This window comes from Haloarcula pellucida (genome assembly GCF_014647235.1).
GTDB lineage: Archaea > Halobacteriota > Halobacteria > Halobacteriales > Haloarculaceae > Haloarcula > Haloarcula pellucida.
This window is the reverse complement of the sequence record NZ_BMOU01000002.1, coordinates 602596-625447: the sequence shown is the minus strand read 5'-3', so window position 1 is coordinate 625447 and position 22852 is coordinate 602596. Positions and strand designations below refer to the sequence as shown.

The 22852-nt window shown below is 65.0% G+C and carries 22 protein-coding genes, 1 tRNA gene and 2 pseudogenes; 7 read left to right on the top strand and 18 right to left on the bottom strand.

Going from position 1 to position 22852, the window contains the following annotated elements; genetic code table 11:
• Positions 1 to 12: 12 nt before the first annotated feature.
• Positions 13 to 1017 carry a DUF368 domain-containing protein gene (locus tag IEY28_RS09850; RefSeq protein ID WP_188996820.1) on the top strand — a complete coding sequence of 335 codons (1005 nt, stop codon included), beginning with the start codon at positions 13 to 15 and terminating at the stop codon, positions 1015 to 1017.
• A gap of 319 nt (positions 1018 to 1336) precedes the next feature.
• On the opposite strand, the gene IEY28_RS09845 is transcribed toward IEY28_RS09850, so the two are convergent.
• The 4 genes from IEY28_RS09845 to crtD form a co-directional block, all read right to left on the bottom strand.
• On the bottom strand, positions 1337 to 2440 hold the full coding sequence (locus tag IEY28_RS09845) for an NADH:flavin oxidoreductase/NADH oxidase (protein ID WP_188996818.1): 1104 nt from the start codon (positions 2438 to 2440) through the stop codon (positions 1337 to 1339).
• Positions 2441 to 2506: 66 nt separating this feature from the next.
• A complete protein-coding gene (gene cruF, locus IEY28_RS09840) occupies positions 2507 to 3370 on the bottom strand; it encodes a bisanhydrobacterioruberin hydratase (RefSeq protein WP_188996816.1) in 864 nt (287 codons plus the stop codon).
• Complete coding sequence (locus IEY28_RS09835; protein WP_188996814.1) at positions 3363 to 4244, bottom strand: prenyltransferase; 882 nt, start codon at positions 4242 to 4244, stop codon at positions 3363 to 3365. The genes cruF and IEY28_RS09835 overlap by 8 nt, the downstream gene beginning before the upstream one ends.
• Positions 4241 to 5728, bottom strand: coding sequence for a carotenoid 3,4-desaturase (gene crtD / locus IEY28_RS09830; protein ID WP_188996812.1), 1488 nt, complete (start codon positions 5726 to 5728; stop codon positions 4241 to 4243). The genes IEY28_RS09835 and crtD overlap by 4 nt, the downstream gene beginning before the upstream one ends.
• A gap of 227 nt (positions 5729 to 5955) precedes the next feature.
• Here crtD and IEY28_RS09825 point away from each other — a divergent pair, with 227 nt between their 5' ends.
• Together IEY28_RS09825 and IEY28_RS09820 are read left to right on the top strand one after the other, a co-directional pair.
• Positions 5956 to 6648 (top strand): SDR family NAD(P)-dependent oxidoreductase, encoded by a 693-nt coding sequence (locus tag IEY28_RS09825; RefSeq protein ID WP_188996810.1) that lies wholly within the window; start codon positions 5956 to 5958, stop codon positions 6646 to 6648.
• A gap of 46 nt (positions 6649 to 6694) precedes the next feature.
• Positions 6695 to 7567 (top strand): ZIP family metal transporter, encoded by an 873-nt coding sequence (locus IEY28_RS09820; RefSeq protein ID WP_188996808.1) that lies wholly within the window; start codon positions 6695 to 6697, stop codon positions 7565 to 7567.
• Between the two features lie 9 nt (positions 7568 to 7576).
• On the opposite strand, the gene IEY28_RS09815 is transcribed toward IEY28_RS09820, so the two are convergent.
• The 7 genes from IEY28_RS09815 to IEY28_RS09785 all read right to left on the bottom strand — a co-directional run bounded on the left by IEY28_RS09815 (position 7577) and on the right by IEY28_RS09785 (position 12546).
• On the bottom strand, positions 7577 to 8494 hold the full coding sequence (locus IEY28_RS09815; RefSeq protein WP_188996806.1) for a hypothetical protein: 918 nt from the start codon (positions 8492 to 8494) through the stop codon (positions 7577 to 7579).
• A 65-nt stretch (positions 8495 to 8559) separates the two neighbouring features.
• A complete protein-coding gene (locus tag IEY28_RS09810; RefSeq protein WP_188996804.1) occupies positions 8560 to 9096 on the bottom strand; it encodes an NUDIX hydrolase in 537 nt (178 codons plus the stop codon).
• Between the two features lie 24 nt (positions 9097 to 9120).
• Entirely contained in the window at positions 9121 to 9444 is a 324-nt protein-coding gene (locus tag IEY28_RS09805) for a transcription factor S (protein ID WP_166971966.1), read from the bottom strand.
• Between the two features lie 32 nt (positions 9445 to 9476).
• The gene (locus tag IEY28_RS09800) at positions 9477 to 10001 is read right to left on the bottom strand and encodes a DUF8135 domain-containing protein (RefSeq protein WP_188996802.1); all 525 of its coding nucleotides are present in this window, start codon (positions 9999 to 10001) and stop codon (positions 9477 to 9479) included.
• Positions 9994 to 10914 carry a ribbon-helix-helix protein, CopG family gene (locus tag IEY28_RS09795; protein WP_188996800.1) on the bottom strand — a complete coding sequence of 307 codons (921 nt, stop codon included), beginning with the start codon at positions 10912 to 10914 and terminating at the stop codon, positions 9994 to 9996. The genes IEY28_RS09800 and IEY28_RS09795 overlap by 8 nt, the downstream gene beginning before the upstream one ends.
• A 96-nt stretch (positions 10915 to 11010) precedes the next feature.
• On the bottom strand, positions 11011 to 11847 hold the full coding sequence (locus IEY28_RS09790; RefSeq protein WP_188996798.1) for an RAD55 family ATPase: 837 nt from the start codon (positions 11845 to 11847) through the stop codon (positions 11011 to 11013).
• A 258-nt stretch (positions 11848 to 12105) separates the two neighbouring features.
• Positions 12106 to 12546 carry a hypothetical protein gene (locus IEY28_RS09785; RefSeq protein WP_188996796.1) on the bottom strand — a complete coding sequence of 147 codons (441 nt, stop codon included), beginning with the start codon at positions 12544 to 12546 and terminating at the stop codon, positions 12106 to 12108.
• 253 nt (positions 12547 to 12799) lie between these two features.
• Between IEY28_RS09785 and IEY28_RS20935 the strand changes: the two are divergent.
• Positions 12800 to 12926: pseudogene (locus tag IEY28_RS20935) on the top strand (zinc ribbon domain-containing protein); the annotation flags it as partial.
• A 76-nt stretch (positions 12927 to 13002) separates the two neighbouring features.
• Here IEY28_RS20935 and IEY28_RS09780 read toward each other — a convergent pair.
• Entirely contained in the window at positions 13003 to 13968 is a 966-nt protein-coding gene (locus tag IEY28_RS09780; RefSeq protein ID WP_188996794.1) for a beta-ribofuranosylaminobenzene 5'-phosphate synthase family protein, read from the bottom strand.
• A 122-nt stretch (positions 13969 to 14090) separates the two neighbouring features.
• Between IEY28_RS09780 and ilvD the strand changes: the two genes are divergently transcribed.
• Positions 14091 to 15830 carry a dihydroxy-acid dehydratase gene (ilvD, locus tag IEY28_RS09775; RefSeq protein ID WP_188996792.1) on the top strand — a complete coding sequence of 580 codons (1740 nt, stop codon included), beginning with the start codon at positions 14091 to 14093 and terminating at the stop codon, positions 15828 to 15830.
• Between the two features lie 172 nt (positions 15831 to 16002).
• On the opposite strand, the gene IEY28_RS09770 is transcribed toward ilvD, so the two are convergent.
• Positions 16003 to 16929, bottom strand: coding sequence for a mechanosensitive ion channel family protein (locus tag IEY28_RS09770; RefSeq protein ID WP_188996790.1), 927 nt, complete (start codon positions 16927 to 16929; stop codon positions 16003 to 16005).
• A gap of 218 nt (positions 16930 to 17147) precedes the next feature.
• On the opposite strand from IEY28_RS09770, the gene IEY28_RS09765 reads away from it, so the two are divergent.
• On the top strand, positions 17148 to 17390 hold the full coding sequence (locus IEY28_RS09765; protein ID WP_166971990.1) for a hypothetical protein: 243 nt from the start codon (positions 17148 to 17150) through the stop codon (positions 17388 to 17390).
• A gap of 461 nt (positions 17391 to 17851) precedes the next feature.
• Entirely contained in the window at positions 17852 to 18181 is a 330-nt protein-coding gene (locus tag IEY28_RS09760; RefSeq protein WP_188996789.1) for a DUF7344 domain-containing protein, read from the top strand.
• 66 nt (positions 18182 to 18247) lie between these two features.
• Here IEY28_RS09760 and IEY28_RS09755 read toward each other — a convergent pair.
• From IEY28_RS09755 to IEY28_RS09735, 5 genes and pseudogenes are all read right to left on the bottom strand, one after another.
• Positions 18248 to 18318 (bottom strand) — tRNA-Pro (locus tag IEY28_RS09755).
• Between the two features lie 71 nt (positions 18319 to 18389).
• Entirely contained in the window at positions 18390 to 19580 is a 1191-nt protein-coding gene (locus tag IEY28_RS09750) for a carboxylate--amine ligase (RefSeq protein WP_220639392.1), read from the bottom strand.
• Between the two features lie 102 nt (positions 19581 to 19682).
• Complete coding sequence (locus IEY28_RS09745) at positions 19683 to 20573, bottom strand: RNA-guided pseudouridylation complex pseudouridine synthase subunit Cbf5 (RefSeq protein ID WP_188996785.1); 891 nt, start codon at positions 20571 to 20573, stop codon at positions 19683 to 19685.
• Positions 20574 to 20577: 4 nt separating this feature from the next.
• On the bottom strand, positions 20578 to 21156 hold the full coding sequence (gene cmk / locus IEY28_RS09740; protein ID WP_166971999.1) for a (d)CMP kinase: 579 nt from the start codon (positions 21154 to 21156) through the stop codon (positions 20578 to 20580).
• 1326 nt (positions 21157 to 22482) lie between these two features.
• Positions 22483 to 22775: pseudogene (locus tag IEY28_RS09735) on the bottom strand (IS5/IS1182 family transposase); the annotation flags it as partial.
• Positions 22776 to 22852: the final 77 nt, after the last annotated feature.

Genomic DNA, 22852 nt, shown 5'->3' with positions numbered 1-22852 from the left:
TACGACTGGGCAATGACCGCCGCCGACCAGACCGCCGACACGTCACCGACCCTCCGTGGCTCCGTCCCCCCGGTACGGGAGTGGGCACGGACGTTCGCTATCGGTATCTGTATGGGGAGCGCCGACGCCGTGCCGGGCGTCTCCGGGGGGACCATCGCCCTCATCGCCGGCATCTACGGCCGCCTCATCGCCATGATCACGGCCATCACGCCGGATCGCATCTGGCAGTTCCTCACCGCGTTCGTACCGACGAACGGCGGCGTCTCGGTCCGGGACGCACTCGACGTCTGGGACGACGTCGACGGCTGGTTCGGCCTCGCACTCGTGGCCGGCGTCGCAACCGCCGTCGTCGTCGTCACGCGGGCCGTCCACGTCCTCAGCAAGAACGCCCCGACGCTCCTCTTTGGTTTCTTCTTCGGCCTCATCGCCGCCTCGGCTATCGTCTTGCTCAGAGAACTCAGCTTCGAGTCGGCGTTTCAGGTCGGCGTCGCAGTCACCGGGTTCGTTCTCGCCTTCGTCCTCTCCGGTCCGACGCCGTTTCTCGCCAGCGACAGTCTCGTCGTGGTGTTCGTCGCCGGCGCCGTCGCCGTCAGCGCCATGATTCTGCCCGGCATCTCCGGGTCGCTCCTGCTCGTCATCCTCGGGCAGTACAGACGGATGTCGGACGTGCTGAGCAACTTCATCGACTCGCTCATCGGCCTGCTGGCTGGTGGCTCGCTGGCACAGGTCGTCGAACTCGGCACCGTCGTCGTGACGTTCATCCTCGGCGGTTTCGTCGGCCTGTTCACCATCTCGCGGGCGGTCCGCCGCGCGCTCGACCGGAACCGCCGGGCGACGATGACGTTCCTCGTCGCGCTCGTCGTCGGTGCGCTCCGGGCGCCCGTCTACGTGGTCCGTACCGAGGTCGGGTTCTCGACGGACGTGCTGGTGGCCTTTGCCGGCGCGGCCCTCGTCGGCGCGGCGCTCCTGCTCGTGCTGGACTGGTACGCCGTCGACTTAGACCTCGATTCGGTGTGAGCGAACGCTTCTACCGCCAGCAAGTGTGAACGATGCATCTTCTACCGCCTGCACCGGTGACTCAGAACAGCCAGAAAGCCCCCGGGCGTTCGATTGCCGGGTCTCGCTGCGCTCCTCGCTTTGCTGCGGTGCTTGTGTCGCCCGGGCGAATCGAACGCCCGGCCCCTTTCAGTCCCACCACGTGGACCAACCGAGTCGGGCGGGATTGAAAGCGGCCGCTCGCTGAATGAGCGAAGCGCGCAACGAGTTGCGGCCGCCGAGTGGGCGGGGGCTGGCGGTTCGCTACTTCGGGCCACTCGACCCCGATCGAATGTCCCGTCTAGAACCCGAACGCGCGCCGGTACTGGGGTGGCCCCTCGATTTCGTCGGTCGCGTCGAGCGCCTCGGCGGCGTGCATCGCGAAGTAGGGGTCCCGAAGGTGTTCGCGGCCGACGATAGCGAGGTCGGCCCGGTCGTTGGCGACGATGGCCTCGGCCTGTTCGGGCGTCGTGATGCCGCCGACGGCGCCGACGGCGACGTCCGAGTCAGTCTCCTCGCGGATGCGTTCGGCGTAGCGCAGTTGGTAGTTCGGCCCGGTGTAGTCCGGGCGCGAGTCGGGGTGGATGCCGCCGCCGCTTACGTCTATCAGGTCCGCGCCGGCCGCGGCGAGGTGGTCCGCGAGCCGCACGGAGTCGTCGACGGTCCACGACTCTCGTTCGGGGAGCCAGTCGGTCGCGGAGATGCGGACGAACACCGGCTTGCCGTCGGGCCACACCTCGCGAACCGCCGCGGTGACCTCCCGAACGAGACGAGTGCGACCCTCGAAGTCGCCGCCGTAGTCGTCCTCACGGTGATTGGTCACCGGCGAGCAGAACTCGTGGAGGAGGTACCCGTGGGCCGCGTGAACCTCCGCAACCTCGAAGCCGGCGTCGCGGGCGCGCTCGGCGGCCGCGCGGAACGAGTCGACGACGCCTTCGATGCCGTCCTGATCGAGTTTCCGGGTCGGCGGCGCGTCGCCGTCCTCGTAGGGCCACGGCTCGCCGCTGGGACCGACCGTCTCCCAGCCACCGTCGTCCGGCTGGAGCGGGTCGTGGCCCTCCCACGGCCGACTGGTCGAGGCCTTCCGGCCGGCGTGGGCGAGTTGGATGGCCGGGACCGACCCCTGCTGGCGGACGAACTCGGTGATGGGTTCGAGTGCCGCGGCGTGTTCGTCGTTCCAGATGCCGAGGTCCGCCGGCGAGATGCGGCCGCGCGCCTCGACGGCGGTGGCTTCGGTCATCACGAGGCCGGCGCCGCCGACGGCCCGCGAGCCCAGATGCGTGCGGTGCCAGTCGGTGGCGAGGCCGTCCCGGTTTTCACAGGAGTACTGGCACATCGGGGAGACCATCACCCGGTTCGGTATCGTCGTCTCGCGCAGGTCGAGCGGGGAGAACAGCGCTGTCATCGGGCGGGTTTGGCGGCGGAGTCGGATAACCGCAGGGGCGAACGTCGTCGTTGCCGGAACCCCGTCCTACCGCCAGACCGCTCTACCGAGGCGCGTCTCCGAGAGGTCGAAGTCGAAGCGGTCGGTCCAGAGCAGGCCCGCGCCCAGCAGCGCCGCCAGCGCGACGGGCACCCAGTTCGAGTAGAAGGCGTTGATGCCGCCCCAGAGGAGGACGAAGCTCACGAGGTCGTCGAGCATGAACTCACACTGTTCGAGACGGCGGCGAAGCCCGGCCCGGTCGAACCCCCAGTCGAACAGCAGGACGGCGACGGTTCCAGAGAGGAGCCACCCGCGGTAGTTCTGCCACGGGACGCCGTAGAACTGCTGTACCTCGTACTCCCAGAAGCCGATGGCGACGGCGCCGGGGTCCAGTACGAGGTCGACGAGCATGACCGTCGCCAGCGTCGCCAGCAGGCGCGGCAGGTGGGAGTCGGCCCGCCGACCCAGCAATAGCAGGACGAGCAGATAGGCGTTCAACACCAGCGGGAAGAAGAACACCGGCAGTCCCAGCGGCACCGCCCCGAACAGCATCGGACCCAAGTCGACGCCGTAGGAGAACTCGCCGTAGGGCCACCCAGTGGTGACGCCGTACAGTTCGATGCCGTAGGAGTAGGCTGTCAGCGCGACGAGCGCGAGCGTCGCCTTCCGGTCGAGTAGGGGGAACACACCCGCGACCAGCGGCAGGCGCATCACGAGCGTCCCGAACAGGACGAAGACGGGGTTGTACGCGAGCGGCGGGGGGAGCAGACCCTCCGCGCTCGCGAGCAGGGTCACCGCGCCGACCAGCGGGAAGACGACGGCGATGGTGAAGCGGTGTTCGCGGACGAGTGCGTCCAGTCGGGCGGTCGCTTCGGTCCGGTCGGTCGGGACCTGCCACGCCCGCTCAGCCATACAGCATCACCCACAGGCCGATGAGCGTGAACGCCATGCCGACGAGGGAGTTGATGGCCGGGTACCACCAGTAGGCCTCGTCGATGTCGACGCCGACGGCGAGGATGCCGAAGACGAGGCCGGGGTAGACGAGCAAGAGCGCCCCGAACACCCAGTGGGTGTAGGTGAACACGAACGCGGCGGTGAGCCAGCACATCACGCAGTAGTAGTAGGTGTTCGATTCCCCGAGGTACGTCGCCGTCGTCTGGATGCCGGCCTCGCGGTCGGGTTCGATGTCCGGGATGGCCGAGAACGTGTGCATCCCCATCGTCCAGAGCCACGCGCCGGCGACGGCCGAGGCGGGCGGCGCGACGCCCTCGATGGCGGCGTAGGCGACGACGCCGGGGAGGATGTACAGCCCGTTCGACAGCGAATCGAGAAACGGTGTCGTCTTGAACCGGAGCGGCGGGGCGGAGTACTCCACGGAGAGGGCGGCCCACGCCAGCAGTGCGACGACGCCCAGCGTCGGGAGCCACGGCAGGAACGCGGCGGCCAGCAGGCCCGACCCGACGATAGCCGCGACGACGACCGAATCTCCCCGATAGCTGACTTCGCGACCCTCGTCTTTCTTCGGGTTGTGTTCGTCGACGTCCCGGTCGAAGACGTCGTTGACGCCGTAGAGGAAGACGTTCGCTGGGACGGTGAAGTACAGGAACAGCGCGATAGCAAGCGGCGAGAACAGTTCGCCGGGCCCGTCGGCCGCGTAGGTCACCACGACGACGACCGGACCGCCCTGATACAGCCAGAACCGCGGCCGCGAGAGCCAGAACAGGTAGCCCGGCCGCGTGTCCTCGGAGGGGGCGACCTCGCTCAGACGGTCCGTGACGGTGCTCATTCGTGGTTATCTATGAGGCGCTGTGCGGTGTGTTCGCCGCTGATGAGACACATCGGGACGCCGATGCCGGGGGTCGTGAACGACCCGGTGAAGTAGAGGCCGTCGACGGCCGACGAGCGGTTGTTCGGACGCAGGAGTGCGGTCTGGCGGAGCGTGTGGGCCAGACCGAGTGCGGTGCCCTCGGTGGCGTTGTACCGCTCGCCGAAGTCCGAGACGGCGAACTGCTTCTCGTAGACGATGCGGTCGCGCAGGTCGACGCCCGTGTTCTGGGCGATGTCGGCCAAAATCTTCTCGCGGTACTCCTCGCGGATGGCCTCCCCGTCGTGCAAGCCCGGCGCGATGGGGACGAGGACGAACAGGTTCGAGTGGCCCTCCGGCGCGACACTACTGTCCGTCTCGCTCGGGACACAGAGGTAGTAGGCCGGTTCGTCTGGCCACTCGGGGTCCTCGAAGATGTCGTCGAAGTGGGGTTCCCAGTCCGTCGGCAGGACGAGCGTGTGGTGTGCAAGCGGGTCCACGTCGCCCTCGACGCCCATGTACATGAGGAAGGCCGAGGGCGCGTACGTTCGTTCGTCCCAGTAGTCGTCGTCGTACTGTCGCTCGTGGTCGGGCAGGAGTTCGCGCTCCGTGTGGGCGTAGTCGGCGTTGACGAGTACCTCGTCGGGGTGGAGCGTGTCGCCGTGGACCGTCTCGACGAGAAAACCGTCCTTTCGGCGGGCGATCTCTCGGACCTCGCTGTCCGTCTCGTAGGTGACACCCAGACTCTCGCCGAGTTCGACGAGGCCGTCGACGACGGCGCCGATGCCGCCGTCGGGGTAGTAGACGCCGAGGTTGAAGTCGACGTGGCTCATCATGTTGTACAGCGCCGGCGTGTTCTTCGGGGACCCGCCGAGGAACACCAGCGTGTACTGCATTATCTGCTGGAGTTTCGGGTGCTCGAAGTAGTCCTCGACGTGGCCCTGCATCGACCCGAGCAGTTGCAGGCCGATGGGTGCCGCCGTCATCACGTCTAAGTCGACCCAGTCACGCAGGGTGGAGCGGTCCTCGTAGACGAACTTGTTCATCGCCGTCTCGTAGTGCCGTTCGCTGGTGGCGAGGTACTCGTCGAACGCCTCGGCGGCGCCGGGTTCGTACGCCTCGAACTTCTCGCGCATCTCGTCGTCGTTGCCGGTCACGTCCAACCGGTCGCCGTCCTTGAAGAAGATGCGGTAGTGCGGGTCCAGTCGGGTCAGGTCGTAGTAGTCGCTCGGTTCCTTCCCGAAGTAGGCGAAGAACCGCTCGAAGACGTCGGGCATGAGGTACCACGACGGGCCCATGTCGAACGTGAACCCATCCGCCTCCAGACGGGAGGCACGGCCGCCCAACTGTTCGTTCTTTTCCAGCAACCGCACGTCAGCACCGGCGTCGGCCAGATAGCAGGCGGCCGACAGGCCACCGAATCCGCCGCCGACGACGACTACTTCTTCTCCGGACACCTCACTCATTATACGTCTCTGAGGCCCGGACGGACAATAAACACGCGGCCAAACTGGATTGGTGTGATAAAGTGAGGCACGGGCCGAGGTTCCGATAGAGCACACCGACTCATACTGGTGGCTGTAACAAACTGAAGTACTTCGCCACCCCGGGGTGGCGAATATCTGTACGAACTTACAGCCACCAGTATCAGCCAGTGACAACGGAGATGTGAGTGGGGCCCGAACACGCTCCCATGGACGACACGACAGTCGTCGTCACCGGCGCCAGCAGGGGCATCGGAGAGCAGGTCGCACGTGCCGTCTCGGCGGCCGGCGGACACGCCGTTATCTGTGCCCGGCAAAAGGCCGTACTGGAGGCGGTGGCGGACGACATCGCCAGCGACGGCGGCGCGGTCACCGCGATGCGGGCCGACGTCCGCGACGAGTTCGACGTAGAGCGCCTACTGGAGACGGCGGCCCGAGTGAACGGGCGCGTCGACGCCGTCGTCGCCAACGCCGCCGTCTACCACGGCGAGGCCGGTGAGACGCCGCTCTCCGATGAGTCCTACGCGGCGTTCGACGACCACCTCCGAACGAACGCTCGCGGCGTGTTCGCGACGATCCGCGAGGCCGTCCCCTACCTCGCTCCGGACGCTCGAATCGTCGTCCCGACGGGGGCCGTCGGCCGACAGGGAATGCCCGGATACGGCTCCTATGCCGTCTCGAAGGCCGCGGCGGAGGCCGTCGCCCGCGGGTTCGCTGCCGACCTCGACGTGCCCGTAGGCGCCGTCGACCCGGGGAAGGTTGGAACCGACCTCTCCGGGAGCGGTGGCCGTGACCCCGCCGACGTGGCCGAGATGGTGCTGTGGGTGCTCACCGACGCCCCCGTCGACGACCTCGACGGCGCGGTACTCGACTGGGGCGACTACCGCCGAGCGACTCGCTGACCGGTGACCGACGGATTTATTAGTAATACCCCGATTTCAGTAACTAATGCCTATTAATGGGTCTTCTACAGTTAATAAGAGTGCGCGGCCGTCGCTCCTCGGCGTCGCGAGCGTCGTCGGCCTCCTCGCACTGTCGGCCGTCGGCGCTACCGGCGGGTTGCAGAAGGTGCTGGTCATCTCGTGGGTCGCATTCGCGGCGATGGGACTCGGCGCGTGGCTCGGTGCCCGGGCCGCCCGAACGAGCCCCCACAGCCTCGTCTGGGGATACGGTCTCGCGAGCGGGGCGATGGTCACCTCGGCGGCGATGTTCCTCGTCCCGCAGGCGATGGGGCTGGGTTCCGCCGCTGGCACGCCTCGCATCGGCGGTATCGGCATCGCCGTCGGTATCGTCGCCGGCTACGGCACCCACACCGTCGGCCACCGACTGACGCACGTCGACACCTCCTTCGATACGACGACGGCCGCCATCGCCGCCCACGCCCTCTCTGCGGGCCTCATCATCGGCCTCGTCTACGGCACGATGCCGACGCTCGGTCTGCTGCTCGGTCTCGCTATCGTCTCGCACAAAGGCCCCGCCGGCTACGCCGCTGCTCGTCGCCTCAACCGCGACGGGAAGACCGCGACGTCACTGTTGCTCCCGGCCGCCGGCGTCGGCCTGACCGCGATTCCGTCGGCGCTCCTGCCGGTGCCACAGACCCCGGTGGTAAACGCGCTGGTCTTCGGCTTCGCCGCCGGCATCTTCCTCCACGTCGCGATGGACTTCCTCCCGAACTGCGAGGCCGGCAGCGAAATCGACGAAGTCTGCTCCCTGCAGGAACACTCACACGACCTGCTTGACGAACTCCGGACCCACGCCGTCGGGTCGACCGTCGGCGGGGCGGCGCTCGTCGTCCTCGCGTGGGTCGTCGTCATGCCCTGAGCCGACCGCTCACTCAGCCAACGTCGCGGTGCCCTCGTCGGTCCGTCCGGGCGTTCGCGTCTTCCCCGTTTCTGTCGTGCTCTCAGTGTCGGTCGCCGTCTCCGCTTCGGCCGGCGAGATAGTCAGACTGGCGTCGTTGTCGTCGTCGGCTGCGTCCAGTCGGTAGACGGCCTCTCGGGGCGGGTCGGCGACGTAGGGGTTCTCGGCATCCAACTCCCGCGTCGTGGACCCACCCGGGTCCAGTTCACCGACGATGCGTGCCACCGGCGCGTACGCGACGCGTGGCCCGGTCCGATTCAGCGCGAGGGCGTACCGGCCGGTTCGGTCGCCCTCGTTGGTAACCCGGATTCTGAGGGTCGGGTCGTCGTCTGCCGCCACGCTCGTCGGGCCGTCGAGCGCGACCGAGAAAGACGGGAGTGGGGCTTCGAGCGACGCCGTCACGCTCGTCGGGAACGGTACCGCGCCGTGGTCCCACGTGAGGCGAGCGTCGCTGGCGTCGCCCGTCTCCGGCAGTTCGAAGACGAGAACCCCGTCGCTCCCGTCGCCGTAGCCGGCACCCCACTCGCCGTTCCGGTAGAGACCGCTGGTGAACGCCATCGGTGTGTGCGTCGACCCGTCGAAGCGGACCGCGAACGCCGAGCGGTCGGGCAGAGGACCGTCGACGGCGACGTCGACGAGGAGGTACTGGCCGGCGTCGGCGTAGACGCCGATGGAGTCGGGGCTGTTCGGTGCGACGACGCCGGGTTGGACGACTACCGAGGCGAGGTCGACGGTCGGGATCTGGTCGTCGTGCGTGCCGCTCTCGGTCGTCCGTTCGGGGACCGGCGTCACAGTCTCGTCGGCCGGCGCGGAGTCGGGAGTCAGGTCCAGACAGCCACTGCCGGCGACGAGCGAGCCACAGAGCGCGAGGAGGGTCCGGCGGCGCATGCTCGTGACTACCCCCGTCCGGCGTAAGTGCTTTCAGAACGGTTCGGCCGCGTTTTGAGCGTCCCTCAGGCGGACTCGTCCGGGCTTCGCGTGGCGGGAATCTCGTGTAACGCCTCGGGGACCGTCTCGAACCACTCGGCCGCTAGCACCTCGTCGTCGCTCACGTCGATATCGCCGCCGCTCGCCTCGGCGTCGAACTCCACGGTCAGCATGTGGAGGCGCCGGTCGGCGTCCTCGGCGTGGACGATGGTCTTCCAGCGCGCGTAGTAGAGGCCCGTCAGCGTGCAGTCGACGCCCGTCTCCTCGCGGACCTCACGGCGAGCGGTGTCGTCCAGCCCTTCGCCGGGTTCGTGACCACCGCCGGGCGTGCCCCACGTCTCCGGCGCGCCCCGATGTTTGATGAGCAGGACTCGCCCGTCCTCGTCGGTGACCCACGCGCCGGCGTCGCCCAGCCACCCCTCTTCGGCGAGTTTCGCTCCGCGCTCGAAGAAGTCGGGGTCGTTGGTGACGGTGTCGCGCCGGACCGGGACGTCGCCGTAGGCGTCGACGAGGCGTTCGAGTTCCATACGGACCGTCTCGCGGGTCCGCGATTCGAGTGTCATGGGGGATGGCAGGCCGGGAGTGGCTTAGTTGTACTCCCGCCAGCGGTAGCCACACTCCTGGCACTTGAAAAAGCGCGTCGGCGGTTCGTCGGCGGACCCGGTCTGTTTGATGGTGTACCACGCCTTCCCGTGGCCACACTCCTCACAGGTGACGTCGTCGGCCGTCGGTTTGCCCTCGAAGTCCGCTCCTTCCTCCGTCTCGATGACGTCGTCGTCGCTCTGTTCGGCCGTGCTGACGAAGTCGGCGGCTCTGTCCTCGTCTTTCGCGACGCGAGCGCCACAGGACTGACAGACCATCTCGTCGCCGTCGGCGTGCATCATCGAGCCACAGTCGTCGCAGAACTGCATGCCCGGCTATCCGCGACGCCGACAAAAAGACGTTACTCCTCGTTGCCGAGTTCTCGCTGCTCTGCGACGACCGGACAGTTCAGGAGGCGAACCGTCTCCATGTCGACGAACTCCAGGATCTCCGTCCCTTCGTGCGTGCACTGGACCGCCGGTGGCTCGGCGAAGTGCTCGCACTGCTCGCAGTAGCGGTGTTTCGATACGTCGGCGTAGCGCTTTCTATCGGACGGCGGCGTCGGCGAGTCGTCCTCGCCGAGCGAGTCCCACACTCCGTCGGGGTCGACCGACCCCACGTCCACCGACTCGAAGACGCTCTCGGCGCCGCCGAATGGGTCGCCGTCGCGGTCGCCCATATCAGAGAACGGGTCCTCGGGCGTCGCGTCGCCGTCGCCGGACTCCACGCCTAGAGTCACGTCGGCCATCGGGTTCTCGGCGTCGGGTGGTGGCACCTCGTCACTCGCGGACGGGGCCTCGGGCACGTCGAAATCCTCGAACGGGTCCTCGGGGTCCTCGGGCACGTCGAAGTCCTCGAACGGGTCCTCGGGGTCGTCCTCACTCATCGGTCGGGCCGGCCTCCAGTTGGGCGGCGGTTACGAGTCGCGCTTTCTTGCGGAGGATGCCTCCTTCGGGGCGGACGTCAGAGACGGTCGACCCACAGTGGGGACACTGCGGGTCGGTCAGCAGGCCGATGTCGACCGACTCGCCGCAGTTCTCACAGGACGCCGACGAGATGCCCTCCTGTGCGGCGGCGCGCTTGATACGGTCGACAGCCTTCTGGTGGGCGTCCCGGCCACCCTGGTCGTCGCGCAGGTCGTTGACGACCCACGCGACGCGGGTGAGTTTCTCTTCGACGTCGTCGATTCGGTCGTCGACGCCCTCGATGTGGCGCTCGACGTCGTCGACTCGGGCCGACTGGTCGGTGATGTCGTCTTCGAGTTCGTCGCGGGCAGCGGCGAGTTCCCGGTGTAACGACGTCACCTCGCTTTCGAGGTCTTCGATTGCGGCGAACTCCTCGTGGTCGTGGTCGGCCGCCGCCTTCCCGTCGAGTTCCCGTTTCAACTGGACGACGCGGCTTCTGACGTCCTCTATCTTCGCTTGAAAATCGTCCTCGACGGACTCGAAACGGGGGTCGAGGCGACCCTCGACGGCGTCGGTGATGTCGGGCAGGCGGTCGCCGACGGCGGATTCGACGGCTGGTGGTATTCGCCCGTCGATGGCGTCGTCGACGGCGGCGGCCACGACGGCGTCTAGCCGGTCGCCAAGCGCTTCCTCGACGGTCCGGTCGACGTCGGACAGCGCGGCCATCGACTCGGTGTCGTCGCGGTCCGTCGTCATACGGTACGACGCCAGCAACTGGTGGACGAGTTCCTCGCGGTCCACCCCGAGTGTCGCCGCTCGCTCGTCGAGCCACTCGTCGAGCTCCGGCGGCAACGCGACGGTGACGGCCCCCTCCTCCGTCGACTCACTGGCCATTACGTACCATCTTATGAACTAGATAGTTAAGGGTTTGCCGCCTATTTCAGCCGGCGAAACTACCATCGAAGACCGCGATACGGCGTGAGTGCCGACTCACCGAATCTTGCGCACGTCGCTGATGTCGAACCCGGCGTCGCCGAGTTCCGTCTCGAACTGGACGATATCCTCGTCCTCTATCTGGGAGAGGACGCCGCGGAACTGCTTGACGACGAGCGTCCGGGCCCGCGTCGACCCGCCGGACTCCCACGAGAACTCCATCGTGCCGTGGGCGGCGTCGCTCAACTGCCCCTGCCGGGCGCCAGAGAGCGTCTCGTAGTTGAGGTGCAAGAGGATGAGCCCACCCCACTTGTGGGCCGCCTTCTGGAGGCCCGCGACGAGAAAGGTGATGTCGGCCCAGTCGATGTCCTCGCCCATGGCGCTGACGAGGTCCGACAGCGAGTCGATGACGACGAGGTTGCCCGCGGCCACGTCGCTGAGTTTCGACCCCAGTGCCCCCAGCAGGTCGTCGCGTTCGTGTCTGGCCCGCAGGTCCTCGATCTTCGGGGTCTGCTCGGCGTACCACGACCGCGGCACCGGACTCATGTGGAAGTACCGCTCGGACATATCGTGGAACTCGATCCCCGAGAGCGCCGTCTCTAGCAGGTCCTCGTCCATCGCGAGTCGCATCTCCGAGGCCAGTTGCTCCCCGCTTGCTGTAAAGGAGATGTAGTGGACCTCCTTCGGCGGCAGGGCCGTCTCCGACGGGCCCCCGTAGTAGAGGTCGTACATCTCCTCGTCGACGCGGCTGAGTCCGTTGATGACCGCACTCGTGTGCATGAACTCCCGCGACCCGGCCCCCGCCTCGCCGGCCAACAGGACGACGCTACCGGCCGGTGCGCCGCCGTTGATGATGGCATCAAGTTGCTTGACACCGAACGGGATACGCTCCATACACGCATTGACCCGTGTGGTCGCTTAAACGCTTGCCCTGCTAGCAGTAAGTGTGTCTTACCGTGGTGCTATCGAGAGGTGCTATCAGTACAGTCAGAACGCCCCAAGTGCTCGGCCGCCGGAACTCGTTGCGCTCCACGTCAGCGATCATCTGCTCATCGGCACTCTTGGGAAGTACGTTGTCGGTGAGCCAGTAGATGAGTTAGTAATTGAGATGTCCGTTTGGCTGCTGAGTTTTGAACCGTAACGCGATCCTCATCATTCCTGGATTGCACCTGTGATTCCGCTATCATCGATCACCACCTGGTAATTCGATCCGAGTTTTATAGCCTCCTGAGTGACAGTTATTGGAAACGTTGCGTTTCTATCGTTCGATTCGACCTGTAGCTCAAACGACCCTGTATCGCTAACACCGGTATCAAATCCTCTCTGATCATCCGGTTCAAGACCAAATTTCTTTTGATATATTTGTTTGTTGTCATGTTTCAAGGCCATCGATCCTGTCTGCAGATTCCCACTTCCGTTAAAAACTAATATTGCAAGTGAATACTCTGGATCCATCGTTGAGGTTTTTGATTGGACTGTCTCTTCACTTGTGTTATCACCTAAATCATCATCACTGTCGTTGGAACTGAAGCAACCGGCAAGCGACAGTGGGACCATGGAACAGAGCGTTAGCGCTAACTTTCGGCGTTTCATTACAGTACAGTATTTAGTAGAAATATATGATTTCTGTGGAATGACTGTTCGTGTTCTGCTCTGTTTGAAAGTTTGGCTTTGTAGTTTGGGCACACGACAGTCGATTTCATGGATGAGACGCTCTTCGGAAGTAGATCGTTGGTCGGGGAGAGTTGTCGCTGTTTGAGTGTAGCGGGCAAGAGTGGCGCTGTCGAGTCATCCAAATGTAATGTTCCCGTTTGAGTTGCTGAGTTCGGAGGCGAGCGCCGCGAACCTGCTTGCATACAAGGCTGAGGAACACGGTATCCCCTTGACCGTGTGAGTGAGACACGAGCAAGACGAGTTCGTGCTGTGGTCGGAAGCGTGACGCAAACCGTGTGCGGCCAAACCGCAGGTTTTGCACCGAGCGAACAGGCGGGTCGCGTACCTCACTATCCCAACGCTCAGAAATCCTCGCCCGTCAGGGAGGAGAAAATGTCACTCGTCCAGTGTTGCGCCCGTATTCCGTGGAGCGACCACGTGGACGTCGCCGCCGACGCCAGCGGCGTCGAGGGCGGTCCGGCCCGCTTCTCGGGCCGCGTCGACGCCGTCGGTGTCGGTCAGGCCCCACACCGTCGGCCCCCACGATGACTGGCCAGCGCCGGTCACGGCCGGTTCGTCCGAGAGACGCTCGACGATGGTGCCCGCTGGCGGTCGGTAGACGCCGCCTTGCTCGTCGGCGTACCACGCGCCGTTGAGTCGCCCGAGTCGGGCCGCGGCCTGTCCGAACTGCCGGCGGTCACGGGTCCCGATGGCCGGGAGGAGTCGCCGGGTGAGGAGTGTGGCTATCTCGTCTGCGATGCCGGGGTCGGCCCGTTCGACGGCCTGTCGCATGCTCTGGTCCTCCTCGCTCCCGTGCTGGCCGGGGTCGGTGTCGGGGACGACGAGGACGAACCGCCAGTGGGCGGGCACGTCGTGGCGGGCCAGAATCGGCGGCACCTCCCAGTCGCCCTCGGCCGGCGGTTCGGCGGTGAACCGCTCGGTCGGGTGGCCGCCGTCGACGACGAACCCGCCCCGTTCGAACGTGGCGACGCCGATACCGCTCCGGCCACCCCGACCCAGTCTCGGCGCGTACGTACGGGCGTCTGCCGTCGTGTCGTGGGCGCGAGCGACGGCGACGAGGGTGGCGAGCGCGAGTTGCGTGCCGCTCCCGAGGCCGACGTGTCGCGGGAACCGCTCTTCGATCTGAACGCACACACCCGAGACACCCAGCGCGTCGACGGCCCGTCGGACGTACGGTTCGGCGGCCGCGTCGTTGCAGTCGACCACGTCCGCCGGGTGGGCCTCGACGACCAGTCGTGGCTCGTCGAGCGCCAGTCCGACCCCGCCGTACAGTCGTTCGTGTGCGAGCGAGAGGTTCTGGAAGCCGAAGTGGAGTCGCGCCGCCGTGGTGACCGTCGCCATGTCGCGGGGTTGGAGACGCCACGGAAAGAAGCTACTGCCAGCGGCCGGATTCACCACGGGGACGTGAGGAACGCTATCATTAGTACAAGGCGCTTAAGATGCCCCGTTGCCATGCTCGAAGTATGAGCCAGCAGGAACACGACGACGCGGCAGAGCCCGGGGAGAAGGACCCGGACCTCCGGAGTAACGAAGTCACCGAGGGCATCGAGAAAGCCCCCCACCGGGCGATGTTCCGCGCGATGGGCTACGACGACGAGGACCTCGCTTCGCCGATGGTCGGCGTCGCCAACCCCGCCGCCGACATCACGCCGTGTAACGTCCACTTAGACGACGTCGCCGACGCCGCCTACGAAGGTATCGACGACGCCGGCGGGATGCCCATCGAGTTCGGGACCATCACCATCTCCGACGCCATCTCGATGGGGACCGAAGGGATGAAGGCCTCGCTCATCTCCCGGGAGGTCATCGCCGACTCCGTCGAACTCGTCTCGTTCGGCGAGCGCATGGACGGCCTCGTCACCATCGGTGGCTGTGATAAGAACATGCCCGGGATGATGATGGCCTCCATCCGCACGGACCTCCCGAGCGTCTTCCTCTACGGCGGTTCTATCATGCCCGGCGAGCACGGCGGCCGTGAGATAACCATCCAGAACGTCTTCGAGGGCGTCGGTGCCGTCGCCGACGGCGACATGTCCGAGGACGAACTCGACGAGATGGAGCGCAACGCCTGTCCCGGGGCCGGGTCCTGTGGCGGGATGTTCACCGCGAACACGATGGCCTCCATCTCCGAAGCACTCGGGTTCGCACCGCTGGGCAGTGCCTCCCCGCCGGCCGAACACGAGTCGCGCTACGACGTGGCCCGCGAGAGCGGCGAACTCGTCCTCGACGTCGTCGAGAACGACCGACGCCCCTCCGACTTCCTCACCATCGAGAGCTTCGAGAACGCCATCGCGCTACAGGTGGCCGTCGGCGGGTCGACCAACGCCGTCCTCCACCTGCTGGCGCTGGCCGCCGAGGCCGGCGTCGACCTCGACATCGAGCGGTTCAACGAGATCAGCGCCCGCACCCCCAAGATTGCGGATCTCCAGCCCGGCGGCGAGCGCGTGATGAACGACCTCCACGAGGTCGGCGGCGTTCCCGTGGTGCTGAAGGCCCTGCTCGATGCCGACCTCCTCCACGGCGACGCGCTGACGGTGACCGGCAACACGATGGCCGAGGAACTCGAAGCCGTCGACCCGCCGCGCATCGACGAACTGGACGTCGACTACCTCTACCCCGTCGACGACCCCATCCACGAGCGCGGGGCCATCCGCATCCTCTCGGGCAACCTCGCGCCCGACGGCGCGGTCATCAAGATTACCGGCGAGGACCACCTCCACCACGAGGGGCCGGTCCGCGTCTTCGAGGAGGAGTCGAGCGCCATGCAGTACGTACAGGAGGGGAACATCGAGACCGGTGACGCCATCGTCATCCGCAACGAGGGGCCCCGCGGCGGCCCCGGTATGCGCGAGATGCTGGGCGTCACCTCCGCCGTCGCCGGACAGGGCCACTCCGATGACGTGGCGCTACTGACCGACGGGCGCTTCTCCGGCGCGACGCGTGGCTTCTCGATCGGTCACGTCGCCCCCGAAGCCTTCGTCGGCGGCCCCATCGCCGCCCTCGAAGACGGCGACACCATCACCATCGACATCGACGACCACGAACTGTCGATCGACCTCTCCGACGAGGAAATCGAACAGCGACTTGCCGACCGCGACGACCCCGAACCGACCTACACGAACGGCGTGCTGGCGAAGTACCACCGCGACTTCGGCTCTGCGGCCAACGGCGCCGTGACGAACCCCGGCGCGAAGTGGGACTGAGTCGGCGAGCGAAACCGAGCCTCGTTTTTCCGGCGCTTCGTCGGGCGTCGACAGCGTGACCGACGCGGTCACGAACGCGGTGCTCTCGGTCGGTCTATCGAGAAGACTGCAAGAACGGTGGTCGGCGCCGGTCGAATCGACGGCCGAACCGGCCGTCCTCGAAGGCAGCGCCTTACTCCGCGGCTTCGTCGGTGCCGAGGTACTGCTCGACGTAGTCCTGCCCGCCGTAGCCCACCGAGAGGCCAAAGGCCAGCGCGAACGCCAGTCCAACAGGGAGCACGACCGCGAGCAACAGCAGTCCCAGAAGGGTCGCGTCGACGCCCGCGACGTCCAGTGCGATGACGACGGTGAACAGGTAGACGACGGCCTGCACACCGCCGGTGACGAGGGACTCGAACGGCGAGTCCGCGACTTCGTCGACGCCGCGGACCACGGTCCCGACGTAGTCGGCGACGATGGCCCCCAGCAGGAGCAACACCAGCGCACCGAGCAGTGTCGGGACGTAACTGACGGCGGCACCGAGTACCCCGGCGACCGACCCGATTGCCAGCGTGGCCGCGACGACGTACAGCGTCACGAGATAGACGTAGTACTCGACGGCGATGCCGGCGAGTCGACCGACGGTTCCCCCATCGGCGTCGACGACGCGGCCGAAGTGCGTCGTCGGGAACGAGTCGCCGAGGGCTGTCCGGTCGACGAGTCCCGGCACCAGCGACCGGACGATGCGCCCCACACCGAACCCGACGACCAGTAACACGGCCGCCGCGACGACGTTCGGCACGTAGCCGATGACGATGTCGAGCAGTTCCTGCAGTTCAGAGAGATTCAGGACGCGAATCGCGGCCACGACGGCCACCACCAGCACCAGATACCGAACCAACTGCCCGGCGGCGGTGGCGACGCCGTCCTCGTCCGCGACCACTGCGCTCGCCGGTGTGTCACCGGCCTTTCCGTCGACGTCGTTTTCGAGGGCCCACTCGAAGACGAACGTGTCGAGACGGTCGGCGACGACGTATCCCACGCCGAGGACGAGCAGCGCCAGCAACACCGTCGGCAAGACCTGCGCGGCGAAGTTCACGATTCCGAGTACGATACTCACGAACAGACCGATGATCGCATCTATCGGTCCGATTCCAGTCTGCAACAGCAGGGATCTTACCCCCGTACCAGAGATCATCTGTGGTAACCCCAGCGTCTCAATCAGGCCGGGGTTATAAATGAGTTCTGACATCTGCTTGGTGGAATCAAACGTGTGAGCACCGGACGACCCGCCCGCGAGTCACAACACACGAATGGGTGGAGGTACAATCCCGTCTCGTGTCCGAGACGTACGTCTGTTCGAACTGCCAAACGACGGTCGAGCGCCCGTTCGAAATCCGGTCCATCATCCGGACCTGTGACGAGTGCGGCCGGAACGGCCGCTTTCTCCATCGCTCGCTCGTCGACTCCCTGAACTCGCTTCCCGACGACGAACTTCCCGAAGACTGGGAGTCGATGCGCTTAGACGAGCGGTTCGAGGACGCGATACAGCGCGGCCTCATCGAAATCACGCGGCGATAGCTCGGCTCCCACGTCCCGATTCGGCCGCCGTCGACACACACGAACTGACAGCTGCCGCTCGCAGACTACAGCGGGCGAGTGCCGCACGACGTTTTCGGGCTACCGACGACGACTTGCCTGTCAGGTACCTCGGCAACGACGCGTCTCTCGTCGGGGACTGACGCCGCTCCGGAGTTCGGCGTCGAACACGACCCCCGAGATCGGCATCGTCGACCCGTACCGCTGCCGTATTGCTCTCCGAGCGTATCGGCCAGATGGAGCCCCGCTCCAGCCTCGAACTGCGACGGCTTCGCCCTCGAACGGACTGCGTCGGGCGCGACATCGGATTCCCGATGTCCCACTCGAATGAAACCGCAGCAGGCGGAGAGGTGAGATATGCGGGTCCTATAACAGAGTACAATCGTGTTACTAGTTAACGGTCGGAGCGTTTATCACCGTGGTTGTAAAATCACGCCATCCAGATGTCGCTTCAGGACTGCTATCCGAACAAGGCCCCCGCGATAAACGACCTCTTAGACACCTTGAGCCATCACGTTCGGCGCGAAATAATCCACTATTTCGAGGACTGTCTCGAAGAGGATACTGCGGAAGTAGCCGAACTGGTGACCTATATCGAGAATCGAGTTCCAGACCAATGCCGCAAGCAGGTACGGGTACAACTCCATCACACCCATCTACCGAAACTCACCAGCAGAGGCTGGGTCGACTACGATAGAGAAACTGAACAGATTCGGTATCACGGCCACGAAAACGCCGAATTCTTCGCCGGAGAGATATACGACATGTTCTGATTCCGATCCGAGCTACGGAGAAACAACGCTGAGCGTACAGATGTTGGCGTCTGAGTAAATTTGGAGTGGGACCGCCGAGATTCGAACTCAGGTCCTACCGACCCCATCGGCAGAGGATACCGCTACCCCACGGTCCCGCACTCGGGAGGAGGAGGGTGTTTTAATTAAGGGCTTCGCTTCGGCGGCGCCGTGGTGGGGTGTGGCGCGGTCACGGAAGGTGGGACCGGATGGCCAGACGGACGTCGCGGACGAACGGCCACGGGTCCGACGGCGAGAAGTAGTCACAGTCGGGGTGGCGGCGGAACGACGCGATGAGGTTCCGGATCGCCGTCGATGGACTGGGCGGGTCGACCAGTGGGCAGTCGTGTGTCCAGAGGCTGTAGAGATAGGACACCTCACCACGGAGGAGGTGCGTCCCGACGCCCGTCTCGTAGTCGGTGGTCTCGGGCACCGGGTCGTCGCCGGCGAGGCGCCAGAGCACCCACGGATAGTCGACCCCGGCGCGAATGTCACAGGACAGCGAGGCCCAGAGCCGCGGGTTGACCTCCATCAGGAGGTACTCGTCGCCGTCTGCCGGGCGACGGAACTCCACTTCCGCAGGGCCGTGCCAGTCGAGTGCGTCCAGCAGCGCGCGTCCGGACCGTTCGAGACGCGGGTCGAAGATGGACTCCCGGTAGACGCTGGCGCCGCCGGTGTACTTGTAGCCGCGGTGCTGGCGAATCTGGCTCGTCAGCACCGGGTCGCCGTGATCGTACAGCGCCCGGAAGGAGTACTCCGTTCCCCCGACGTACGACTGTGTGACCGGCACGTGTTCCATTCGCTCGACGAGCGCCTGTCGGTCGGGTGTCTGGCCCGGTTCGAGGTACACCGTCGACGGCGGCTTGTGCAGGTCGCGTGAGGGGATAGCTCGGTCGTACGCGTCCGTCAGCAGCGCGTACCGCGACTTGACGATACGCTCGCCGGACCAGTCCGTGACCGCGTCCAGCGGTTCGGTCGTCGGGATTGGGGCGTCGGTCGCCGCCGCCGTCGCGAACAGCGACAACCGGTCGTGTGTCTCCCGGACCGTCTCGAAGTCCGGCCAGAACGGTGTCACGTGGTCGGCGAACGCGTCGCGGTGGCTCGCGAGGACGAAGATGTCCTGTTCGCGCCCGGGGAGGATAGTTCGGACGTCGGGCCGACGAGCCAGCGAGAGGAGCGCCGCCGCGTAGTCGTCGGGGTCTGTCGGCTCCGGAAGCGGGACGAACTCGTCGCAGTGGCGCGAGCGGGCACTCGGTGGCGCGGTGAGGTCCGACGCGACGATCGTATCGACCCCGCGCCGACCCAGCGAGCGGACGGCGGCGATACTTCCCGGTGATCCGTTGGCGATGACGACTGCTGCGTGCCCCGTCGATACTCCCATCGGCATCTAGGCGGGGACCACGCAGTAGGTAACTCGGAAATTACCGGCACCGCCGGCCGCCATTCGCGTGGTAAGACCGGCTTATCGGTCAGATTCGAGGCGTCAGACGAGGACGCGTTCGAGTTCGACGACGGTCCCGGCGTCGGTCTCGGGGTCCCCGACCAGCGTGCCGAGACAGACGGCCGCGCCGTCCGGCGTGTAGCAGGCGACGAGGGTCCCTTCCTCCGGCGTGGCACCTCCGACCTCGGCGGGACCGACGCCGATGACACCGGGGGCGTACACCGGCGCGCCGTCGGCCACCGCACGGGCAGCGCTGGGGGCGATCGTCACCGCTGGAAGCGCGACGAGAGCGCGTTCCGCTGGCTGGACCACTTCGCGGAGCGGCGGCGTCTCGCCAGCCTCGGCGACGGCGAGGGCGTCGACGAGGTCGTGCATCGTCACGAGGTCGGCGTCGTCGAAGGTGCCTGTGGCGGTCCGGCGCAGGTCGCCCATGTGTGCGCCCGTCCCGAGCGCCAGTCCGATGTCGTGACACAGTTTGCGGATGTAGGTCCCCGAGGCACAGCGCACGCGAAGGAGCGCCCGGCGGTCCTCGCGTTCGAGAACGTCGAGGTCGTGAATCCGTCGGGTCCGCAGTTGCCGCTTGACGGCGCTCTTGCGCGGTGGTTTCTGGTAGATGTCGCCCTCGAACTCGGCGACGACGGTCCCGAAGTCCGCGGGAGCGCGGTCGTGGAGTTCCAACACGGCGACGTACTCCTTGATAGCCTCGTCGAAGACGCGGGCCGCGCGGGCGGCGTCGCCGAGCAGAATCGGGAGACAGCCCGTGACCTTCGGGTCGAGCGTGCCGCCGTGGGCCACCCGGTCCTGTCCGGTGGCGTCCCGGACCCACGCGGCGACCTGATGGGCGGAGGGGCCGGGGGGCTTATCGAGGTTGACGACGCCAAAGGAGAGCAGGGCGTCGACGTCGCGGTCGTCGGGTGGGCCACGGAGCGTCATCGAATCAGAACTCGTACCGGATGTCCTCGATGGGTGCTTTCCCCTCGTCGCCCTCCGGACGGTAGGAGTCGATGGCGTGAAGCGAGACGCTCAAGACGCCCTGCGGGTCCCAGCGGGCGGTGTTGACCGAGAGGTCGTAGATAGAGAGGTCGTCGAAGTCGATGTCGTAGTAGTCGCTGTAGCGCTGGGCCTCGCTCTCGCCGCGCTCTCTGGTCTCCGTGCGGGCTTGCTCGAAGGGCTTGTTCTCGCGCTGGGCGATGCGGTCGGCACGGACGTCGAGTGGCGCGGTGAGCCAGAGTTTGATGTCGGCGTATTCCCCGGCCATCCAGCCAGCGAGGCGAGATTCCAACACGAGGTCGTCCCGCTCGGCGGCGATGTCCCGGAGTCGTCGGTCGAGGTCGCGGTCTATCTGGTCGTCCTCCTCGGCGGCCTTGTTCAGTTCCAGCGGCGTCATCCCGCGTTCCTCGGCCAGCGAGCGGAAGATGTCGCCGCCGCTGACGTGGTCGTAGGAGAGGGCGTCGGCGAGACTCTTCGCGAGCGTGCTCTTCCCGCTGCCAGCGGGACCAGAGACGGTGATCAACATAGCTACTCTCCGAAGGTGGCGATAAAAGGAGTTGTGTCTTCGAGCTACCCGTGTCACGTCGAAAGCGGTCGCAACGCTCGTCGAGACAGTTGCGTTCTGAAGCGCTACCACACCAGTCGCGAGGCGTGAGGACGCCGTCGGGCGCGACGCCTGGGCAGAATGCGTTGCGTTATGCAATACTGCAACTGGGTTTCATGGTTCTGTTGTTCATATTGTTCGCGCAATTATTCAAAGAGGATAGTGTGTGGATCGGTGGCGTTTCTGAGATCTCTAGTCTAGGAATTGCACTCTCGAGTGATCTCTGTAGAAGACCTGCAATTAGAAATGCAATATCTAGTTCCGTTTGGCTACCGTGACTGGTTAGAAATATCGGCGGATTTGGCTCCGTTGGAATCCTATTGATTCGACACCTTTCCCGATGGTTTTGCCGTTAGTTACGATTGCTCAAGGTACTCTTGTTGCTTCAATTCGGAGTCCATTCGGCCCGGCTAAAATCATCAGTCGTTGACGGTCGTTATCGAGAGTCCACGTGTCAGTTGTGACAGACTCCGCAGTCCTCGCTTTGACTCGATACTCCCCTGGAGTTGTAAAGACTGTATCGAGGAACAACCCACGCTCAGACTCAACGGACTCTGTATATTCCGTTCCTGCGATACCGGTAGAGGAATTCACTACCGTGACGGTGATGTCGAACTTGGAATTCCTCTCTCCGAGATTGTAAATCAAAAGTGGGACTGGCTGGAACTCTCGCGATGATGTAGTATCGGACTGCACTGATTCAGCCCGCTTGCCTCGTTGTTCCACACGGGTGTGCCCCGTCGGACTGATTCGATACAGCACCGTATGGGGAGCGCCATCGGAGACTGAACCGTCGTCGTATGTTGTTGCGGCACACTGAACGAAAACATACTGCTTTTCTGGTGTACTGACTACTGAACGGCTATTACAACCAATCTCGATTCGATCAGGTGACGTATTATTTAGGATTCGGTTGTGTAACTGCGTCTTTTCAAGTTTTTCAGCGTACCTGAGAGCAGATGAATCGTTAATTGCGGGTGGCGGAGACGGTGCTTCACGAAGGTGTGGTTGGTTTGACGAGATTTCTACTCCAAGAAGAATTCCTGTCGTACCCACAATCACAACGACAATCGCAAGAAAACCATAGAGGAGACCTTTTTCCATAAATCAGTGTGTGACCCTTAGATAGTAATATCAATTGATTGGTTAAAGACTCATTTAGCCAAAAGACGGTGATTCGCCTATATTGAACGTTCAAAGTGCTTAGTCAAGGTTGTGAGTGAGACAGCCGACAACGAGTTCACGGAACTACTTCCACCAGTGTCGTGAGCGGACGAATGTGCCATATTTCCGTTTAAGACGGGAGTTCACCGTCTCGTTCTGACTACGTTGGCCGTAGAGGCCGGCGTCCAACCGAGCGTTCCACGCCTTGTGGAGTGACGAAAACTCTCGGTGCTTGATGAGCGAACGAACATCATATTCGCGGGCTAACGCACGAATCTTCTGGTCGCCGTCACATGGAAATTGACGATAGCATTCGCTCTCGTGTCCACGAGAAGTGTAACTTTCAACTGCTGAATCGTCAGTTTCGTTCTCTGAGTGAGCCTCATAATAATTACTGCACCAACGTTACCGAGGACTAAGAACCCGATAGCACAGGCACACCCTGGACAGCACC

Coding starts and splice junctions, on each gene's coding strand:
- IEY28_RS09850 (WP_188996820.1), top strand. CDS start 13: ATGACCGCCGCCGACCAGACCGCCGACACGTCACCGACCCTCCGTGGC.
- IEY28_RS09845 (WP_188996818.1), bottom strand. CDS start 2,440: ATGACAGCGCTGTTCTCCCCGCTCGACCTGCGCGAGACGACGATACCG.
- cruF (WP_188996816.1), bottom strand. CDS start 3,370: ATGGCTGAGCGGGCGTGGCAGGTCCCGACCGACCGGACCGAAGCGACC.
- IEY28_RS09835 (WP_188996814.1), bottom strand. CDS start 4,244: ATGAGCACCGTCACGGACCGTCTGAGCGAGGTCGCCCCCTCCGAGGAC.
- crtD (WP_188996812.1), bottom strand. CDS start 5,728: ATGAGTGAGGTGTCCGGAGAAGAAGTAGTCGTCGTCGGCGGCGGATTC.
- IEY28_RS09825 (WP_188996810.1), top strand. CDS start 5,956: ATGGACGACACGACAGTCGTCGTCACCGGCGCCAGCAGGGGCATCGGA.
- IEY28_RS09820 (WP_188996808.1), top strand. CDS start 6,695: ATGCCTATTAATGGGTCTTCTACAGTTAATAAGAGTGCGCGGCCGTCG.
- IEY28_RS09815 (WP_188996806.1), bottom strand. CDS start 8,494: ATGCGCCGCCGGACCCTCCTCGCGCTCTGTGGCTCGCTCGTCGCCGGC.
- IEY28_RS09810 (WP_188996804.1), bottom strand. CDS start 9,096: ATGACACTCGAATCGCGGACCCGCGAGACGGTCCGTATGGAACTCGAA.
- IEY28_RS09805 (WP_166971966.1), bottom strand. CDS start 9,444: ATGCAGTTCTGCGACGACTGTGGCTCGATGATGCACGCCGACGGCGAC.
- IEY28_RS09800 (WP_188996802.1), bottom strand. CDS start 10,001: ATGAGTGAGGACGACCCCGAGGACCCGTTCGAGGACTTCGACGTGCCC.
- IEY28_RS09795 (WP_188996800.1), bottom strand. CDS start 10,914: ATGGCCAGTGAGTCGACGGAGGAGGGGGCCGTCACCGTCGCGTTGCCG.
- IEY28_RS09790 (WP_188996798.1), bottom strand. CDS start 11,847: ATGGAGCGTATCCCGTTCGGTGTCAAGCAACTTGATGCCATCATCAAC.
- IEY28_RS09785 (WP_188996796.1), bottom strand. CDS start 12,546: ATGAAACGCCGAAAGTTAGCGCTAACGCTCTGTTCCATGGTCCCACTG.
- IEY28_RS09780 (WP_188996794.1), bottom strand. CDS start 13,968: ATGGCGACGGTCACCACGGCGGCGCGACTCCACTTCGGCTTCCAGAAC.
- ilvD (WP_188996792.1), top strand. CDS start 14,091: ATGAGCCAGCAGGAACACGACGACGCGGCAGAGCCCGGGGAGAAGGAC.
- IEY28_RS09760 (WP_188996789.1), top strand. CDS start 17,852: ATGTCGCTTCAGGACTGCTATCCGAACAAGGCCCCCGCGATAAACGAC.
- IEY28_RS09750 (WP_220639392.1), bottom strand. CDS start 19,580: ATGGGAGTATCGACGGGGCACGCAGCAGTCGTCATCGCCAACGGATCA.
- IEY28_RS09745 (WP_188996785.1), bottom strand. CDS start 20,573: ATGACGCTCCGTGGCCCACCCGACGACCGCGACGTCGACGCCCTGCTC.
- cmk (WP_166971999.1), bottom strand. CDS start 21,156: ATGTTGATCACCGTCTCTGGTCCCGCTGGCAGCGGGAAGAGCACGCTC.